The following is a 16,122-nucleotide window of genomic DNA, read 5'->3' on the forward strand; positions in this document are numbered from 1 at the left end:
ATGCTGTCAATGCTAGAGAAAGTTCTGCAGCACAACGGGCTGGTCGCGGCGTTTGCGCTGGTCGGCATCGTCATGGGTCTGTCGATGTGGGTGTCCAAGAGGCTGACGTTCGGGCGCGTACACGGCTCGGCCATCGCCATCATGATCGGGCTGGTGCTCGCCTATTGGGGCGGCATGCAGACCGGTGGCGAACGTGGCCTGGCTGACCTGAAGCTGTTCGGCGGCATCGGCCTGATGGGCGGAGCAATGCTGCGCGATTTCGCCATCGTTGCCACGGCCTTTGAAGTGCAGGTGACCGAGGCACGCAAGGCGGGCATGATCGGCGCGATCTCGCTGCTGCTGGGAACGGTGCTGCCGTTCATCGTCGGCGCCTGCGTTGCCTACGCCTTTGGTTACACCGATGCGGTGAGCGTCACCACCATCGGCGCGGGTGCCGTCACGTACATCGTCGGGCCGGTCACGGGCGCGGCGCTGGGTGCCACCTCCGATGTGATGGCGCTGTCGATTGCCACGGGGCTCGTCAAGGCGATCCTCGTGATGGTCGGCACGCCATTCGCGGCCAAGGCATTGGGCCTGAACAACCCGCGCGCGGCCATGGTGTTCGGCGGATTGGCGGGTACGGTCAGCGGCGTGTCGGCGGGTCTGGCGGCCACGGATCGACGACTGGTGCCCTACGGCTCGCTGGTGGCGACCTTCCATACGGGCATCGGTTGCCTGCTCGGGCCGTCGATCCTGTTCCTGGCTACGCAAGCTCTGCTGCGATGACACCCTCGCTGCTGCGCGCGCACGACCTGCTGTGGGTGTCTGAGACACCGACGGCCACGGATGGGGCGCCCCTGCCGGACTGGGCCATCACGGCATGCCGGCAAGGCGCACCGGTCGTGGTGCGACGGGCGCCGCGCGGCAGCAATGGTTCAATACCGGTAGGCCTGCGCGGCGGCGCGCGCCATGAACGCTGCGCGGCCACCGTGCCCGCCAACGCGATCATGCGCACGCTCACGCCCGAGGCGCTGGCGACCACCACTGGCTCCATCGCACACGATGCGCCGTTTGCCGCGCTGCGCACGTTGCGTGTGCTGGCGCCCGAACTCAACGCACTCGGCTGGGCGTGGGGGCCGACGGGCGGGGCCGGTTTTGCACTCGCCAGCGGTTTGCCTGTGCTGCACGCGGGCAGCGATCTCGATCTGGTCGTACGCATGCCGCAGCCACCATCGATTGCCCAACGCGATCTGCTGGTCCACCTGCTGAGCGAGACCGAATGCCGCGTCGATTTGCAGATCGACACCGGCCACGGCGGCTTCGCGTTACGCGATTGGCTGGCATCGCCGCGTCAAACGTTGCTCAAGACCGACCACGGCCCACGGCTCGTTGCGGACCCATGGAGCGAAAACCCATGAGCGTGCTGTTCATGTTTCCGGGTCAGGGCAGCCAGCGCGCGGGTATGTTGCATGCGCTGCCTGGCGACCCGGTTGTTGCGCAAACATTGGCCGAAGCGGGCGACGTGCTCGGCGTCGATCCGCTCGCACTCGACACCGTAGAGGCGTTGCGGTCAACCGTGGCCGTACAGCTCTGCCTGCTCATTGCCAGCGTGGCGGTGGCGCGCACGCTGGTCCGGCAGGACGCCGGGCCCGACATGGTGGCGGGTCTGTCGATTGGCGCGTGGCCGGCAGCCGTCGTCGCGGGCGTGCTGGCGCTCAGCGATGCGCTGCGCCTGGTCCGCTTGCGCGGCCAGCTCATGGAAGACGCCTACCCGAGCGGTTACGGCATGGTCGCCGTCATCGGACTGGCCGAAACGCAGGTCGATGCCATCGTTGCCCAGGTGCACGCCGCACCGACTCCTGCCTACGTCGCCAACATCAATGCCGAGCGGCAGATCGTGGTGGCCGGCAACGACGCCGCACTCGCGCAGGTCACGGCACTCGCGCAAGCCAGCGGCGCCTCGACGGTCACGCGGTTGTGCATGCCGGTGCCGTCGCACTGCCCCTTGCTTGACGCGCAGGCCGAGGCGCTTGCCGAGGCCGCCGCGAAGATCACCGCCCGCGCGCCGCGCCTCACGTATGTGAGCAGCAGCCGCGCGCGGGCGCTGTTTCGCGCCCATCTCATCGTCGAGGATCTTGCGTGGAACATGGCGCGGCCGGTGTTGTGGCATGACACGCTGCGGCATGCGCTGGAACGCGGCGCAAGCATGGCGGTGGAGGTGCCGGGCGGTGGCGCGCTGGCGCGTCTGGCGCAAGCGGTGTTTGTCGCCGATGCGGTGCTGGATGCGGGCAGTGGGCTGGATGCGGTTCGGGCGCGGATACAGCGACACAGGCGCGGCGGCAATCCATAGCAGCTTCGCGCGGCAGCACCCACGTGGGTACGCGCTGAGGCAGGGTCGTGCGCCAATCGCACCCATGAAAAAACGGGGCACATGGCCCCGTTTGTTTTTGCCGATCGCCGCTTAGACAATTTCCCGCGTTTCCATGAACTGGATGTCCGGAAAGCGCTCCTGCGTCAGGCGCAGGTTCACCTGGCTCGGCGCCAGGTACACGTAGTCGCCCGCGCCGTCCAGGGCCACGTTGTGGCCTGCCTTGTCGATCAGCTTGTCGATATCTTCCTGCTTGCCGCGCAGCCAGCGGGCCGTGGAGCACTCGTGCGGTTCGAAGATGGCGTCGACGCCGTACTCGTGCTCGAGGCGGTGCGCCACCACGTCGAACTGGAGGATACCGACGGCGCCCAGCACCAGATCGTTCGACGCCAGCGGGCGGAACATCTGCGTGGCGCCTTCTTCGGCCAGCTGCTGCAGCCCCTTCTGCAACTGCTTGAGGCGCAGCGGGTTGTTCAGGCGCGCGCGGCGGAAGAACTCCGGCGCGAACGACGGGATGCCCGTGAACTTGAGCGTCTCGCCTTCCGTGAACGCGTCACCCAGGCGGATCGTGCCGTGGTTGGGCACGCCGATGATGTCGCCGGCAAATGCCTCTTCCGTGGTGTTGCGGTCCTGCGCCATGAAGGTGATGGCATTGTTGATGGCGACCGTCTTGCCCGTCGACACCTGCAGCAGCTTCATCCCACGCTCGAAGCGGCCCGAGCACACACGCACAAAGGCGATGCGGTCACGGTGCTTCGGGTCCATGTTGGCCTGGATCTTGAAGACGAAGCCGGTGAACTTCTCTTCCATCGGCTTGACTTCGCGCGTTTCGGTGGGGCGTGCCAGCGGCTCGGGCGACTGGCCGACCAGCGCATCCAGCAGCGACTGCACCCCGAAGTTGTTCACCGCCGAACCGAAGTACACCGGGCACTGCTTGCCGGCCAGGAACGCCTCTTTGTCGAACGTATGCGATGCGCCGCGCACAAGTTCGATGTCGATGCGCAGCTCTTCAGCCTGCGAGCCCAGCACGCGGTCCAACTCCGGGTTGTCCAGACCTTGAATCAGGCCGGCGGTGGCGCCCTTCTCGCTGTCGGCGTTGGGGTCGAACAGCTGCACCGTGTCGTTCACGAGGTGATACACGCCCTTGAACGATTTGCCCATGCCGATCGGCCACGTCATCGGCGCGCACTGGATCTGCAGCACGCTTTCGATTTCATCGAGCAATTCGATGGGCGCACGGCCTTCGCGGTCGAGCTTGTTGATGAACGTGAGGATGGGCGTGCTGCGCAGGCGGCAGACGTTGAGCAGCTTGATCGTCTGCGCTTCCACGCCGTTGACGGAGTCGATCACCATCACGGCGGAGTCGACGGCCGTGAGCGTGCGGTACGTGTCTTCCGAGAAGTCTTCGTGGCCTGGGGTGTCGAGTAGGTTGACGATGTAGTCGCCGCCCTCGTTCCGATACGGGAACTGCATTACCGACGACGTGACCGAGATGCCGCGCTGCTTTTCCATCTCCATCCAGTCGGAGGTGGCGTGGCGGTTAGCCTTGCGCGCGCGCACGGCGCCGGCCATCTGAATGGCGCCGCCGAACCACAGCAGTTTCTCGGTGAGCGTGGTTTTACCCGCATCCGGGTGGGCAATGATGGCGAACGTCCGGCGGCGCCGGATCTCCTGCTGCAGCGTACTCACGGGCAAAAAACCGAAAGGGAGAAGTGATGGATACGCCCGTGGCGCGGGCGCTGGCTGGCGGGGTCATCCCGGCGGCCGATGGACTGCCCGGTCGGAGTTGTCAATCCGGGGCAGCCGAGATTGTACGCGATCGGCGCGCTTGCTTAAGATCGCCTGACCCGAGCCGCAAGCAGGGGAAACTCCCTAGGAACCGTCCCCCGGACGGAGGAGACCAACCCGATGTCGGAATGCGCTGACAACCCTTTCGGAGTCGGTGTTATCGAAGTTGTCATGAAGCTCCCGTATTGTGGAGGCCGTCGTGAAACCCGCGTTTGGGTACGCCACGACATTGAAAGAAGCGAAGAAGCAAGGAGTCCAACATCGTGCGTAGTCGAACCCCTGTCGATCCGGCGGTGCAACGCATCCTCGAGACCACACGCAAGGCGTGGCAACTCGACGAGCAAAGCGTGCGCGCGGCGCGTCAACAGCGTGCCGCAAATCGCCGTCAACGGATCAAGGCTTTGCCGCAGGACAGCCTGCAGGCACTCGCCGCGCTCGCCCTGCAAGCTGAAATCTGGGCCGCGCGCAAGACCGTGGTGACGGTCGGTTAGCCGGGCAGTTCCTCACCGTGTCGAGGGCCACAGTCGTGGCCCTTTTCTTTTGGGCGCATCGCACGGCGTTTCGGGGGCATGGTGGTTGCTTGTCGTTGGCTGACGTGACTCAGTCCTCAGCTCAGGAGACCCACATGACCGAACTGAACCCCAACTCGCCAACCAGCACCAACGGCACGAATGGCGCCAACGGTGCCACAGTCACCACGCTGCATCCGCAGATCGATCACACCGCACAGCGCGTCAAAGATGCCACGGCAGAGGGTATCGACCGGCTGGCGAGCGTCCTCTCCACAGCGCTCACCCAGTTCGACAAACGCACCGAACAGTTGAAGAACCTGCACGCGAATGTATCGGAACAGGCAAGCGGCTCCGTGCGTCAGCATCCGGTCATTACGATCGGCCTGGCGTTTGTGGCGGGGATGCTGCTGGAGCAGTTGACGCGGGATTGATCTGCCGCCTTAGCGGCTGTCGTGCGCTGCGTTTGGGTGGCCGCCTGCCGCACCCTGGGTCAGGTTTGCCGCCAGCGTCGGATTGAGCAACGCGGCTTGCGCGGCCTGACCGGCCCGGCCGGCGGCTTCGTACTGGCGGCTGCCGAATTGCAACGCGTATTGCCGCGTTACCAGCGCGCCAAAGAAAAAAATCTGGGCCGAGTAGTAGATCCACAGCATCAGCGCCACCACCGAGCCCGCCGCACCGTAGGACGACGCCACGGCGCTGTTGCCGAGATACAGGCCGATGAGGTGCTTGCCCAGCGTGAAGAGCAGCGCCGTCACGATTGCGCCCAGGGCGACGTCGCGCCAGGCCACGCGCGTTTCGGGCAGCATCTTGAAGATGGTGGCGAACAGCAGCGATACGACGGCAAACGAAAACGCCGACGACAGCCCTTGGGCCACCACCAGCGCAATACCCGAGGTCGAGCCCGACCACAACGCACCCCAGAAGCGCTCCACCACCGCCAGCGCCGCATTGACGCTAAGCGACACCAGCAGCAGAAACGCCAGCACCAGGATCAGGCTGAACGACAGCAGGCGGGAGCGCAACAAGCCCCAGAGCCCGGGCTGCTGGCGCAGTGGCACCTCCCACAGTTCGTCCAGACTGTCCTTGAGTTCGGAGAAGGCCGTGGTGGCCCCCACCAGCAACAGCGCGACGGCCGTGACGGCCGCGAAAACGCCGTTGCCCGAGCGCCGGGTCGCCGCGAGCACGGCTTCCACCGCCGAGGCGCCCTGCGCGCCCACCAGACCCTGGATCTGCCCGAAGATTTCGCCACGCGCGGCCTGTTCTCCAAAGAACAACCCGGCAATGGAAATGACCAGCACCAGCACCGGTGCCATCGAGAACAACGTGTAGAACGACAACGCCGCGCCCTTGCTCGCGCCACGAAGCGCAGACCACTGCCGCACCGCCCCGATCAGTACCTGGCCAGAACGCTTGAGCAGGTCGCGGTCGAAGTAGGCAGTCAGACCCATGAAGGCTCCCTTGCAAAGCGGCGCGGCCGGCGCTGGGCCGCGCTCGACCTTGAGCGTAGTCAGCACGCGGCACGCGCGCAAGCGCGGCCGCGGTTGAGGGCACCGCGAGGGCTCAAGCCCTCAGTCGGCGCTGCGGCCCAGCAGCCGGCTGATGAGAAAGCCGGTACCGAACGCCAGGCCGATCGTCGCGAGCGGATGCGCGCGCATGCAGTCCGCGGCATCGCTCATCAGCCGCTGCTGCGAGGCGCGCCATTGATCGCGCTTGGCGGCGGCCTCGTCAAGTGCCGTGGACGCAGCGTCGGCGACGCGGTCGATGGCCTGTGCCGTGGTCGCCTTCACACGCTCGGTGGCTTGCGCCACGTCACTGCGGATGAGGTTGCCGTTGGCATCGGATTTGGGGAAGGGGTTGGGTTGAGAAGGTTCCATCAGTCAGCACTCCTGGAGTTGTGCGGCATCGTAAGATGCCGGGTTGAAAGCGGTGGGCATCATCCCGGCGTCATCCTCTGCCCGCGACCAGGCCCCAGATGAGGCTGACGACAAACAGGACCACGAAAATCATGAACAGGATCTTGGCGATGCTCGCTGCGCCGGCAGCGATGCCGCCAAACCCGAGCACGGCCGCAATCAGGGCAATGATGAAAAAGACGACTGCATAACGCAGCATGGTGACCTCCTGTGCAGTTGAGTGAGCTTGCCGCCATGGGGCGGATGCCCCACTGGTCCAGCAAGCCGCGTACCGCGCCAGGATGTCGGGTTATGCCTCGGTGGCGTGCGCGCGGCCGGAGCCGGCGCTGCTGTTGTCGCCGCCGTCGTCGGCGTTGCTGTTGCCGTATTCCTCCAGCCGGTTGTACAGCGTCTTAAGGCTGATACCGAGCAGTTCAGCCGCACGCTTTTTCACACCGCCGCACTGCTCCAGCGTGGCGAGGATGATCTTCTTGTCAGCGCTCGCCAGCGACGTGCCGACCGAAATCGTCAGCGTGGAACCGGACGAAACCTGCGTGCTCGACACCTGCAGCGGCACGTTGGCCGTATCGATGCCGGCGTCGTCCGAGAGGATGTAGGCGCGTTGCACGTAGTTGCGCAGTTCGCGCACATTGCCCGGCCAGTGGTAGCTGCGCAGCGTTTCCATGGCCGGCGGCAGGAACGCCTTCTTGGTGTTGTTCTGCGCGTTGAGCTGATCGAGGAAATGCTGGGCCAGCAACTCGACATCCTTGCCGCGCTCGCGCAGCGGCGGCAATTGCAGCGGAAACACGTTCAGGCGGTGATACAGGTCGGCGCGCAGCTTGCCGTCGGCCACAGCCTCTTCGGGGTCGCGGTTGGTGGCGGCAATCACGCGCACATCGGAGTCGATCTCGCGGTTGGTGCCCACCCGCATGAACACGCCGGTTTCCAGCACACGCAGCAGCTTCACCTGCAGCTCGATCGGCATCTCGGTAATTTCATCGAGGAACAGCGTGCCGCCGTTGGCGCGTTCGAAGTAGCCCTTGTGCTGGCGGTCGGCGCCGGTAAAGCTGCCGCGCTCGTGACCGAACATTTCCGACTCGATCAGGTTGGGCGAGATGGCGCCGCAGTTGACCGGCAGGAACGGCTGCTTGCGACGCAGGCTGAGGTCATGGATGGTCTGTGCGGCCAGTTCCTTGCCGGTGCCCGATTCGCCAATGAGCAGCACGGTCGCCTCTGTGGGCGCCACGCGGCTGACCTGGTCATACAGCGTCTGCATCACGGTCGAGTTGCCGAGCATCTGGCCGAAGAGGCCCAGGCGCCGCAGCTCGCCGCGCAGGTTGCCGATTTCGGCTTTCAGATCGCCCGGGCGCGGAATGCGCGCCAGGACAGACTTCAACCGTTGGAAATTGACCGGCTTGACCAGGTAGTCGGCCGCGCCCATGCGCAGCGCCTCGACGGCGGTTTCCACGCTGGCGTGGCCCGTCATGACGATGATCTCGGTGCCGGAGTGCGGCGCGATGTCTTCCATCAGATCCATGCCGTTGCCATCGGGCAGGGCAAGATCGATCAGCACGGCATCGGGGCTGTGACGCGACATCTGAATGCGCGCATCGCGCAGCGACCCGGCCAGCGCGGTGGTGAAGCCTTCGGCCCCCACCAGCTCACCCAGAGCGGCGCGTGCGTTGGCATCGTCTTCGACAATCAGGATATGTGGCATCTCGATTCGGTTGGATGAGCCGGCGCGTGCCGGCGGTCATGCAGGGCGCAATGGGGCGCTCGACGGCAGAACCGGGAGTAAGTGCAAAAAGTATTCCATCCAATACAACCCTTGCCGCTGCGAGGCCGAACCCCCGTCCACGACGTGCGGATCGGTAATTTTTACACGCGCACATGCAATAAATGGATCGAATACATCACTCCAACCACCAGCGCGCTGTTACTGCGCAGCAGTCAGCATAGTTGAGAAGGTCCGCGCTTCGCCACCTGCGGACTGAAATGGACACCTTAAGTCGCATAACAACGTGAAACCCACGCGGCATCTACGTATCAGGCCCGTTTCTTGTCAGCGTTTGACCGACAGGATGGAAGAAACGTCAGCGCATGCCTGACATACAACGCGCTTGGGCGGCCCTGATAATGGCTCAACTTTTCAACACAATGTGACGGGATGACGACGTACCCTGCCTTCCGAAGACTGCATCGCTGAAGATGCAGCCGCTCGCCAGGACGTCCCCGTCGCGACCAACCACGAGGGAGCCATGTCCTTGAGCGAAGCCTTCGCCGACGATCGTGCAGTGACCGTCGGGCGCCTGCGCTATCCCCCTGCCCTGGCTGACTTTGACGACACCGACCGCGTGCCGTCTGACGCCGAAACATCTCCTGCCCACTCCATTGCCAAGCCGGATTTCGGTCACCTTTACGGCCGCTCGCCGGTGATGCGTGCGCTGTACGATCAGATCGGCAAGGTATCAGGCACCCTGGCCACCGTGCTCATCATGGGCGAATCGGGCACTGGCAAGGAACTGATTGCGCGCACGGTGCATGACATGAGCCCGCGCGCAGACCAGGCCTTCATCGCCGTGAACTGCGGCGCTATCTCGCCCAACCTGATCGAGTCGGAACTGTTCGGCCACGAGAAGGGCAGTTTTACGGGGGCCGCCCAGCGTCATATCGGCTATTTCGAACATGCCTGCGGCGGCACGATCTTCCTCGATGAAATTACCGAGATGCCGGTCGAGATGCAGGTCAAGCTGCTGCGCGTGCTGGAGACCGGCGTGTTCATGCGGGTGGGTGGCACCGAGCCGATCCAGACGCGCGCGCGCATCATCGCAGCCACCAACCGCAACCTGCTGGAAGCGGTGAGTGAGGGCGCCTTCCGTGAAGATCTGATGTATCGCCTGGCCGTGGTGCCGCTGCAGGTGCCGCCGCTCCGTGAGCGCGGCGACGATATCGAAGAGCTCGCCCTGCACTTTCTCGCCCAGTTCAACGCGGCGCACCAGACCGACAAGGTGTTCTCGCGCCAAGCCCTCGCGGCACTGCGCAGCCAGCCCTGGCCCGGCAATGTGCGCGAGCTGCGCAACGCCGTGCAGCGCGGCTACATCCTGGGCGAGAAAACCGTCGAGCTGGTCACGCCGTTGGCGCCGGCGCGTGGCCCTGCACGCCCGACCGTCAAGGAAGGTGTGCTGAGCCTTTCGGTGGGGGTGACGCTGGCCGATGCGCAGCGCGCGATGATCCTGGCCACGCTGGAGCACTTCCAGGGCGACAAGCGCCAAGCCGCCAAGACGCTCGGTGTGAGCCTGAAGACGCTGTACAACCGCCTCGACCTCTACCAGAGCAATGCGGCCGCCGCCATGGCGGCCTGACAGCCGCGCTCTCAACACTCAGACATTCCGACCCTGGTGTACCCGCTGCATCCGCGCTGACGTTCTAGCGCGGATGCGCGTGCGTGCGCTCGCCAGGATGCTCGTGGCGGCGGCGCTCATGCGGTTCGGGTGCCGGCCGGCGCGGCGCGGGTTCGGTTTCCGCGCGGGCGCGCGGGCCCGTGCGGACGGCGGTGGTGAGTGTCATCGGCATGGCGAGCCCTTTTCCTTTCAACTTCAACGTTACTGACCTTGCTTGGACCTACCGGGGTATGAATTGCCGGTGGTTGTCGCTGCATCGTTGCCGCCGGACTGCACACCCGAGTGCGACATGTCGCCCGCGCTATTGGTACCGCCCGGCACGGTCGAATCCGATTTCGACTTCTTGTGAGCGCGATGCTTCTTGTGCATCGGCTTGTTGGCGTTGCTGCTGCCCATGGCGGGTGTCGCCTCGCCGCCGGCCATCGGCGTATTGGCCGTGCGATCGGCCGTCGACGACGGCGGATCGGTGCGCTTGCCCGGCGCCCTGGTCGGGTTGCTGGATTCCTGGTTGTCAACCGGTGCAGTCGTTGTCTGGGCCATGGCCGTCCCCACGCCAAGGCTGAGGATCGCGCTGGCGAATGCAGCGGTCAGGAAACGTGTTTGCATGTGATTTGTCCTGGAATGTGAAGCTCGATAAGAAGGCAATGGAAGCGCACTGCGGCGCGTCTCCCGCCTCCTCCCGCAGCAATGCATGTACCAGTGCCGCCCGTCTGCCTCTGCCCGCGCAGTTACACCCCACCGCCGCCGCTGTCATGTGCCGGCAATAATGCGCATATAAAAACGACATGACCATGTAGAAACGGCGTGCCAGCTCCCCCTAAAGCCTTGTGGCAACTGGGATTGCTGGCATGGCATACCCCTTGCATCGATGCGGTGACCGGTCGACGGAAATGTCGACGCCCACTCACCAAAGGAGGCAAGGCGAATGGTCAAGGCCGCTCTGGAAATGCGTGCGAAGCAGCATCTCGCGCTCACGCCGCGATTGCAGCAGTCCGTCAAGCTGCTGCAGTTATCTGCAACCGAATTTGCGCAGGAAATGCAAGAAGCGCTCGCAAGCAATCCTTTCCTGGAAGAAGTCGAGCAAGAAGCTGGTGCGCAGCCGGATGCCGCACGCACCGGCGACATTGCCATTTCTGCCGATCCGGACGGCGCCGCGGCCGACCACACGCCCGCAGACGACGCCCCGCTGGAAACCACCACCAGCGCGATCGAAACCGACTCCACGCTGGCCGCATCGGAAGACTTCCCGACCGACTTCGGCACCTACTACAGCCACGGGGGCGGCCACCACGGCGATGGTGAAGACAGCGACATCGGCGAATGGGTGCATTCCATGCCGAGCCTGCGCGAGCATCTGCGTCAGGAGCTGAGCAGCTATCGCCTGTCGGACCGCGACAGCCTCCTTGCACAGACGCTGATTGAAGCGCTGGACGACGACGGCTACCTGCGTCAGTTGCTCTCCGAACTGATTCCGCTGGCACCGGTGGAGCCACCGCCCACCGAGAAGGAGATGCAGATTGCCCTGGCACTGGTGCAGAGCCTGGACCCGCCGGGCGTGGCTGCGCGTGATCTGGCGGAGTGTCTGCGCCTGCAGATCGAAGCCCGCCCCGCCGACACCGAAGCCGAAGAACGCATCCAGGAGATCGCACAAGACATCGTACGCAGCCACCTGCCCCGTTTGGCCAAGCGCGAATTCATCCAGATGCGTCGCGCGCTTGGTTGTACCGAAGATGAGCTGCGCGATGCCTGCGCATTGATCCGCATGCTGGACCCGCGCCCCGGGCTGCGCTTTTCGCAGGCACATGCGGGTTACATCGTGCCCGACGTGATCGTCGCCAAGATCAAGGGCAAGTGGATTGCCGTGACGAACCCGTCGGTGGCGCCGTGCGCGCGCATCAACAAGGTCTACGCCGAACTGTTTGCGCAGACGCGCGGCCACCATCGCACGCCGCTCGCGCACCAACTGCAGGAAGCGCGCTGGCTGATCCGCAACGCACAGCAGCGCTTTGCCACCATCCAGCGCGTGGCCGAGGCGATCGTCGCGCACCAGAAGCACTTCCTGGAATACGGCGAGGTGGCCATGAGGCCGCTGGTGCTGCGTGATGTGGCCGAAGAACTCGGTCTGCACGAATCCACCATCTCGCGCGCCACGGGCAACAAGTACATGGCCACGCCGCGCGGCATCTTCGAGTTCAAGTACTTCTTCTCGCGCCAACTGGCCACCGACACCGGCGGCGCATGCTCGGCGGCTTCGGTGCGGGCGCTGCTCAAGGAGATGATCGAAGCCGAAGACTCGGACGCGCCGCTCTCCGATGTGTCGCTCGCCAAGATGCTGGCCGAGCAGGGCGTGATCGTCGCGCGTCGCACCGTCGCCAAATACCGCGGGCTGATGCGCATCGCACCGGCGGAAATGCGGCGCCAGGTCTGACGCACCCGCCACCGACAGGAGCCCTGTGCGCAAGCTGCCCACCGATCACGACCCGCAACGCCACGAACGCGATGCCACGAACGCGTCCTTGCATCTGGCAGACGTGACGATGTTCTGGGCTGCGGAAAGCGGTGGCGTCAAACGCTACCTGCGCGCCAAGCACGACTTCCTGCGCTCCACGCACTGGCGGCACACGTTGGTCGTGCCGGGTACGGCGGACGACGCCAGCAACGAGATCGCCGTGGTGCCCGGCGTGCCGCTGCCGCTGTCGCACGGCTATCGCGTTCCGTTGCGCACCGGGCCGGCCGTGCGGGCGCTGTGTGCCCTATCGCCGGACCTGATCGAAGCAGGCGACCCGTACCGGCTGTCGTGGGCGGCAGTGCTGGCCGGCGCACGGCTGCAGGTGCCGGTGGCGGCCTTTTATCACTCCGATCTGCCCGCGTTTTTTCGCCGCCTGGGCGGCCCCCTTGCCGAGCTGGCCGCAGCCGCATACGCCCGTAAGCTGTATCCGCACTTCGATACGGTGTTCGTGCCCAGCCGCTATATCGCGCAGAAAGTGGCAGACCTGGGCGTGCAACGCATTGAACTACAACCGCTGGGCGTGGACACGCGCCTGTTCCACCCCGCGCGGCGCTCGCTGCGCTGGCGCGAACAGCTTGACCTGCCGCGCGATGCACGCGTGCTGCTGTACGTCGGCCGCTACGCGCCCGAGAAGAACCTGCGCGTCTTGTGCGACGCGGTGGACAAGCTCGATGACGGCAGCGTGCTCGTCACCATCGGTTCGGGCCCGACACCCCCGCGTGGCAGGCAGGTACGCGCCCTTGCTTATGAAGGCGATGCACAGCACCTGGCCGCCGCCATGGCCAGTGCCGATGTGTTCGTGCACGCGGGCGATCAGGAAACATTCGGCCTCGTTGCGTTGGAGGCGATGGCCAGTGGCGTGCCGGTCGTCACCTGCGCGGCCGGGGGCTTGGGCGAATTGGTGAACGAGCGCGTCGGCTATGCCGTGCCACGGTGCCGCGCTGACGATTTTGCGCAGGCGCTCCAGGCACTGCGCCAGAGCGATCCAGTGGCGCTCGCACACGCCGCGCGCCGCCATGCCATGCAGTACGACTGGCGAGCCGTGCTGCCGCAACTGCTGCACCGCTATCTGGCGCTGCTCGGTCGACAAGGCGGCGCCCCCGCAGAAACACCCCAACCGGCCCGCGAGCGCGTGCGTGCATCGCGCGGCCGGTAGCCCAGATCGATCCTGCCCATCATGTCGCGCCATCTCATCCTTGCCATGCACGATGTCACGCCTTCCACCTGGCCTGCGTGCAAGGTGTTGCTTTCTGCGTTGGATGAAGTGGCGCGCATACCAAAGTCGCTGCTGGTCATTCCGAACTTTTATCGCGGCCCGACCGCACGCAGCAGCGAGCGCTTCTGCCGCGTCATGAGCGAGTGCCTGGCCGAGGGCGACGAACTTGTCTTGCACGGCTATGCGCACCTGGACGACCAGCCCCCCGGCGGCATGATCGACCAACTGATCCGCACCCGCTATACCGCCGGTGAGGGCGAGTTCTCTGCGATTCCGCTGGCAGCGGCGCGGGCGCGCATTGAGGCCGGCGCCGCGTGGTTTGCAGCCAACGGCTGGCCGCTGCATGGCTTTGTCGCACCGGCGTGGCTGATGAACCCGGCCACCTGGGAAGCGCTCGACGGCTTGCCATTGCGCTACACGACCACGCTACAGCGCTTCTATCTGCTGCACCCCAGGCGCCCGCTGAAGGCACCTTGCCTGACGTACAGCGTGCGCTCGCCGGCGCGCCGGCTGGTGTCTCGGTACTACCTGCGCTGGCTGGCGCAGCGGCACGCCCAGACACCGCTGCTGCGCCTGGGCCTGCACCCAGCCGATGCGGCGCATCCAGACGTCATTCGCCATTGGCAGGAACTGCTCGCCGCATGCCTGGAGACGCGCACACCCGTCACCAAGAATGGCTTTGCGCAGGTGCTGGCCCAAGCCTGGATGGGTGGCCCAGACACCACCGTCGCCGGGCACGCGCAAACCTCGTACTGAGCGCGGGCGCTAGAACAGCCACACCGACAATCCGCCGATCAGCATTCCGAGCCCGGCACCCGCCAGCACGTCGCTCGGATAGTGCAGACCGAGCACGACGCGAGAGACCGCGACCATCAGCGTGAACGGCGCCAGCGCCAGCGCCATGCGCGGGTAGTACGCCGCCATCACGATGCTGAACGACACCGCATGCAGCGTGTGGCCCGATGGAAAACTGAACTGATCGAGCACGCGCCCGCACAGGTGGATCTCTTCGCAAGAGAGGTAGGGCCGCGGTCGGCACACGCCGCGCTTGAGCAGGATGTAGATGACAAGCGAGAGCAGCCCCGTGAGCCCCATCTGCTTGGCGCATTCCCAGCCGGTGTCACCGCCCACCACAGGGAGCGCCGCCATCAGCGCATACCAAAGCATGCCGTCGCCCAGGCGACTGACACCACGACAGAAGCGCATGACCGAAGCATCGCCCGCCACGTGGTTGAGCGCTACGGCGAGCTGCCGATCGCGCTCGCGCCAGCGCTTCCAGTCACGCCAGGCGTGGGCCGCCATGGTAGGCCTCCTGGTTGGTGGCTGCATCGTGCACGGCGATGAGCTCGGCTTCAAAACGTTCGAGCACGCGCGGCCAATCCAGCGTCTGCGCCGTCAAGCGCGCTGCTTGACCCAGGCGTTGCCGCAGGCCGGCGTCGGTGGCGAGCGTGACGGCAGCCTGCGTGAACGAGGCGACATCACCGACGGGCGCGAGCCAGCCGTTCTCGTGGCTGCGCACGTGCATGCCGGCCGCAGCGGTATCGAACGCCACCACCGGCAAGCCGCTGGCCATGGCCTCGACCACCACGTTGCCGAAGGTCTCCGTCAGGCTCGGAAAGAGAAACACGTCCGCCGACGCATAGTGCGCGGCCAATGCCTCGCCATGCTGCGTTCCGGCAAAGATGGCCTCGGGACAGCGCCGGCGCAGCGCGTTGTGCTGCGGGCCGTCGCCCACCATGACGAGGCGCGCATCGGGCACGCGCTCGCGCACGGCCTCAAACGCATCGAGCGCGACACCCAGGTTCTTTTCCAACGCCAGACGCCCGACCGTGAGCACGACCGGTGTATCGGCAGTGGCGCTCCATTGCGCCCGTAATGCGGGGCTGCGGTCCTGTGGCGAGAATCTGTGTGCGTCCACGCCGCGCGTACTGACGGTCAGGCGCTCGAAATCGAGTTCGCTCAACTGCTGCTGCAACTCGCGCGTCGGGACGAAGGTGCGATCGGTGCGGTTGTGAAAGGCGCGCAGATAGGCGCGCACTAGCGTCACGGCACCTTCCCACGCGTAGTGGCGGCCGTACTCGTCAAAGCGGGTTCTGAAGTCAGACGTCACCGGCAGGCCCAACTGCCGCGCGGCCCGAATGGCCGACCAGCCCAGCGGCCCTTCCGTGGCGACATGCACAAGATCGGGCCGATAGGCGCCCCACGCGCGAAGCAGCCGCCGGCGTGCGGGCAAGCCCATGCGCAAATCCGGATACAACGGAATCGGCACGCCCGGAACACGCAGCGTGTCGTCTGCCAATGCGGGCTTGCCCGCGTCGATGGCGGTTTGGCGCGGGCGCACGAGCATCAAGTCATGCCCGCGCGCCTGTAGGAACGCCACAGTGCGCGCGGCAGTGAGCGACACGCCGTTAAGTTCCGGCGGCCAGGTTTCGGTCACATAAGCAATGCGCATGGATC

General features: G+C 65.6%; 18 protein-coding genes. 9 read left to right on the plus strand and 9 right to left on the minus strand.

The window, feature by feature from the left end:
- From madM to mdcH, 3 genes are read left to right on the plus strand one after another with little or no spacing between them, the layout of a single operon-like run.
- Positions 1 to 765 (plus strand): malonate transporter subunit MadM, encoded by a 765-nt coding sequence (gene madM / locus R2N16_RS22570; protein ID WP_316668784.1) that lies wholly within the window; start codon positions 1 to 3, stop codon positions 763 to 765.
- Positions 762 to 1,397 carry a malonate decarboxylase holo-ACP synthase gene (locus tag R2N16_RS22575; protein WP_316668786.1) on the plus strand — a complete coding sequence of 212 codons (636 nt, stop codon included), beginning with the start codon at positions 762 to 764 and terminating at the stop codon, positions 1,395 to 1,397. The genes madM and R2N16_RS22575 overlap by 4 nt, the downstream gene beginning before the upstream one ends.
- Positions 1,394 to 2,329, plus strand: a complete 936-nt coding sequence (mdcH, locus tag R2N16_RS22580) for a malonate decarboxylase subunit epsilon (protein ID WP_316668788.1) — start codon at positions 1,394 to 1,396, stop codon at positions 2,327 to 2,329. Before R2N16_RS22575 ends, mdcH begins: the two co-directional genes overlap by 4 nt.
- Positions 2,330 to 2,440: 111 nt before the next feature.
- On the opposite strand, the gene R2N16_RS22585 is transcribed toward mdcH, so the two are convergent.
- A complete protein-coding gene (locus R2N16_RS22585) occupies positions 2,441 to 4,036 on the minus strand; it encodes a peptide chain release factor 3 (RefSeq protein ID WP_316668790.1) in 1,596 nt (531 codons plus the stop codon).
- Positions 4,037 to 4,398: 362 nt separating this feature from the next.
- Here R2N16_RS22585 and R2N16_RS22590 point away from each other — a divergent pair, with 362 nt between their 5' ends.
- Positions 4,399 to 4,626, plus strand: coding sequence for a hypothetical protein (locus R2N16_RS22590; protein WP_316668792.1), 228 nt, complete (start codon positions 4,399 to 4,401; stop codon positions 4,624 to 4,626).
- A gap of 134 nt (positions 4,627 to 4,760) precedes the next feature.
- Positions 4,761 to 5,078, plus strand: coding sequence for a hypothetical protein (locus tag R2N16_RS22595; RefSeq protein WP_316668794.1), 318 nt, complete (start codon positions 4,761 to 4,763; stop codon positions 5,076 to 5,078).
- Between the two features lie 9 nt (positions 5,079 to 5,087).
- On the opposite strand, the gene R2N16_RS22600 is transcribed toward R2N16_RS22595, so the two are convergent.
- From R2N16_RS22600 to R2N16_RS22615, 4 genes are all read right to left on the minus strand, one after another.
- A complete protein-coding gene (locus R2N16_RS22600; protein ID WP_316668796.1) occupies positions 5,088 to 6,095 on the minus strand; it encodes a YihY/virulence factor BrkB family protein in 1,008 nt (335 codons plus the stop codon).
- A 120-nt stretch (positions 6,096 to 6,215) separates the two neighbouring features.
- A complete protein-coding gene (locus R2N16_RS22605) occupies positions 6,216 to 6,521 on the minus strand; it encodes a hypothetical protein (protein WP_316668798.1) in 306 nt (101 codons plus the stop codon).
- A 70-nt stretch (positions 6,522 to 6,591) separates the two neighbouring features.
- A complete protein-coding gene (locus R2N16_RS22610; RefSeq protein WP_004632450.1) occupies positions 6,592 to 6,759 on the minus strand; it encodes a DUF1328 domain-containing protein in 168 nt (55 codons plus the stop codon).
- A 90-nt stretch (positions 6,760 to 6,849) separates the two neighbouring features.
- On the minus strand, positions 6,850 to 8,256 hold the full coding sequence (locus R2N16_RS22615; protein WP_316668807.1) for a sigma-54-dependent transcriptional regulator: 1,407 nt from the start codon (positions 8,254 to 8,256) through the stop codon (positions 6,850 to 6,852).
- A 541-nt stretch (positions 8,257 to 8,797) separates the two neighbouring features.
- Here R2N16_RS22615 and R2N16_RS22620 point away from each other — a divergent pair.
- Positions 8,798 to 9,901, plus strand: coding sequence for a sigma-54 interaction domain-containing protein (locus tag R2N16_RS22620; protein WP_316668808.1), 1,104 nt, complete (start codon positions 8,798 to 8,800; stop codon positions 9,899 to 9,901).
- A gap of 64 nt (positions 9,902 to 9,965) precedes the next feature.
- Here R2N16_RS22620 and R2N16_RS22625 read toward each other — a convergent pair whose 3' ends face one another.
- Positions 9,966 to 10,112, minus strand: a complete 147-nt coding sequence (locus tag R2N16_RS22625; protein WP_316668810.1) for a hypothetical protein — start codon at positions 10,110 to 10,112, stop codon at positions 9,966 to 9,968.
- 29 nt (positions 10,113 to 10,141) lie between these two features.
- On the minus strand, positions 10,142 to 10,546 hold the full coding sequence (locus R2N16_RS22630; RefSeq protein WP_316668812.1) for a hypothetical protein: 405 nt from the start codon (positions 10,544 to 10,546) through the stop codon (positions 10,142 to 10,144).
- Positions 10,547 to 10,865: 319 nt separating this feature from the next.
- Here R2N16_RS22630 and R2N16_RS22635 point away from each other — a divergent pair, with 319 nt between their 5' ends.
- From R2N16_RS22635 to R2N16_RS22645, 3 genes are read left to right on the plus strand one after another with little or no spacing between them, the layout of a single operon-like run.
- Positions 10,866 to 12,368 (plus strand): RNA polymerase factor sigma-54, encoded by a 1,503-nt coding sequence (locus tag R2N16_RS22635; protein ID WP_316668813.1) that lies wholly within the window; start codon positions 10,866 to 10,868, stop codon positions 12,366 to 12,368.
- 25 nt (positions 12,369 to 12,393) lie between these two features.
- Positions 12,394 to 13,605, plus strand: coding sequence for a glycosyltransferase (locus R2N16_RS22640; protein ID WP_316668815.1), 1,212 nt, complete (start codon positions 12,394 to 12,396; stop codon positions 13,603 to 13,605).
- 21 nt (positions 13,606 to 13,626) lie between these two features.
- Positions 13,627 to 14,421: a DUF2334 domain-containing protein gene (locus R2N16_RS22645; protein WP_316668817.1), complete on the plus strand. Its 795-nt coding sequence runs from the start codon at positions 13,627 to 13,629 to the stop codon at positions 14,419 to 14,421.
- 9 nt (positions 14,422 to 14,430) lie between these two features.
- On the opposite strand, the gene R2N16_RS22650 is transcribed toward R2N16_RS22645, so the two are convergent.
- Both R2N16_RS22650 and R2N16_RS22655 read right to left on the minus strand, forming a co-directional pair.
- The gene (locus tag R2N16_RS22650) at positions 14,431 to 14,967 is read right to left on the minus strand and encodes a phosphatase PAP2 family protein (RefSeq protein WP_316668819.1); all 537 of its coding nucleotides are present in this window, start codon (positions 14,965 to 14,967) and stop codon (positions 14,431 to 14,433) included.
- Positions 14,945 to 16,117, minus strand: a complete 1,173-nt coding sequence (locus R2N16_RS22655) for a glycosyltransferase family 4 protein (protein ID WP_316668821.1) — start codon at positions 16,115 to 16,117, stop codon at positions 14,945 to 14,947. The genes R2N16_RS22650 and R2N16_RS22655 overlap by 23 nt, the downstream gene beginning before the upstream one ends.
- Positions 16,118 to 16,122: the final 5 nt, after the last annotated feature.

The sequence above is a fragment of the Ralstonia psammae genome, from assembly GCF_958405935.1.
In the GTDB taxonomy this organism is placed as follows: domain Bacteria; phylum Pseudomonadota; class Gammaproteobacteria; order Burkholderiales; family Burkholderiaceae; genus Ralstonia; species Ralstonia psammae.

Excerpts from the sequence above, each read along its gene's own strand:
- R2N16_RS22625 (WP_316668810.1), bottom strand. The coding sequence starts at position 10,112 with ATGCCGATGACACTCACCACCGCCGTCCGCACGGGCCCGCGCGCCCGC.
- R2N16_RS22635 (WP_316668813.1), top strand. The coding sequence starts at position 10,866 with ATGGTCAAGGCCGCTCTGGAAATGCGTGCGAAGCAGCATCTCGCGCTC.
- R2N16_RS22620 (WP_316668808.1), top strand. The coding sequence starts at position 8,798 with ATGTCCTTGAGCGAAGCCTTCGCCGACGATCGTGCAGTGACCGTCGGG.
- madM (WP_316668784.1), top strand. The coding sequence starts at position 1 with ATGCTGTCAATGCTAGAGAAAGTTCTGCAGCACAACGGGCTGGTCGCG.
- R2N16_RS22605 (WP_316668798.1), bottom strand. The coding sequence starts at position 6,521 with ATGGAACCTTCTCAACCCAACCCCTTCCCCAAATCCGATGCCAACGGC.
- R2N16_RS22595 (WP_316668794.1), top strand. The coding sequence starts at position 4,761 with ATGACCGAACTGAACCCCAACTCGCCAACCAGCACCAACGGCACGAAT.
- R2N16_RS22650 (WP_316668819.1), bottom strand. The coding sequence starts at position 14,967 with ATGGCGGCCCACGCCTGGCGTGACTGGAAGCGCTGGCGCGAGCGCGAT.
- R2N16_RS22575 (WP_316668786.1), top strand. The coding sequence starts at position 762 with ATGACACCCTCGCTGCTGCGCGCGCACGACCTGCTGTGGGTGTCTGAG.
- R2N16_RS22610 (WP_004632450.1), bottom strand. The coding sequence starts at position 6,759 with ATGCTGCGTTATGCAGTCGTCTTTTTCATCATTGCCCTGATTGCGGCC.
- R2N16_RS22645 (WP_316668817.1), top strand. The coding sequence starts at position 13,627 with ATGTCGCGCCATCTCATCCTTGCCATGCACGATGTCACGCCTTCCACC.
- mdcH (WP_316668788.1), top strand. The coding sequence starts at position 1,394 with ATGAGCGTGCTGTTCATGTTTCCGGGTCAGGGCAGCCAGCGCGCGGGT.
- R2N16_RS22655 (WP_316668821.1), bottom strand. The coding sequence starts at position 16,117 with ATGCGCATTGCTTATGTGACCGAAACCTGGCCGCCGGAACTTAACGGC.
- R2N16_RS22630 (WP_316668812.1), bottom strand. The coding sequence starts at position 10,546 with ATGCAAACACGTTTCCTGACCGCTGCATTCGCCAGCGCGATCCTCAGC.
- R2N16_RS22600 (WP_316668796.1), bottom strand. The coding sequence starts at position 6,095 with ATGGGTCTGACTGCCTACTTCGACCGCGACCTGCTCAAGCGTTCTGGC.
- R2N16_RS22615 (WP_316668807.1), bottom strand. The coding sequence starts at position 8,256 with ATGCCACATATCCTGATTGTCGAAGACGATGCCAACGCACGCGCCGCT.